Below are 213 nucleotides of genomic sequence, written 5' to 3'. Positions count from 1 at the left end.
TGATTACAAGTCAGTTGCTCTACCAATTGAGCTAAGTCGGCTAAATGGTGGAGGATGACGGGATCGAACCGCCGACCCCCTGCTTGTAAGGCAGGTGCTCTCCCAGCTGAGCTAATCCTCCATTTGCCTGGCAACGTCCTACTCTCACAGGGACAAGGTCCCAACTACCATCGGCGCTAGAGAGCTTAACTTCCGTGTTCGGTATGGGAACGG

Annotated in this window: 1 tRNA gene and 1 rRNA gene; both read right to left on the bottom strand. The window is 54.0% G+C overall.

The features are described from left to right. Nucleotides 1-45 precede the first annotated feature (45 nt). Nucleotides 46-121 (bottom strand) — tRNA-Val (locus MR169_RS28115). A 4-nt stretch (nucleotides 122-125) separates the two neighbouring features. After that, nucleotides 126-213: ribosomal RNA gene (gene rrf / locus MR169_RS28110) — 5S ribosomal RNA — on the bottom strand; the annotation flags it as partial.

It is taken from the genome of Bacillus cereus group sp. BfR-BA-01349, from assembly GCF_022663795.1.
Classification (GTDB): domain Bacteria; phylum Bacillota; class Bacilli; order Bacillales; family Bacillaceae_G; genus Bacillus_A; species Bacillus_A cereus.
The sequence above is the reverse complement of the archived record's forward strand: the minus strand, read 5'-3'. Positions and strand labels throughout refer to the sequence as shown.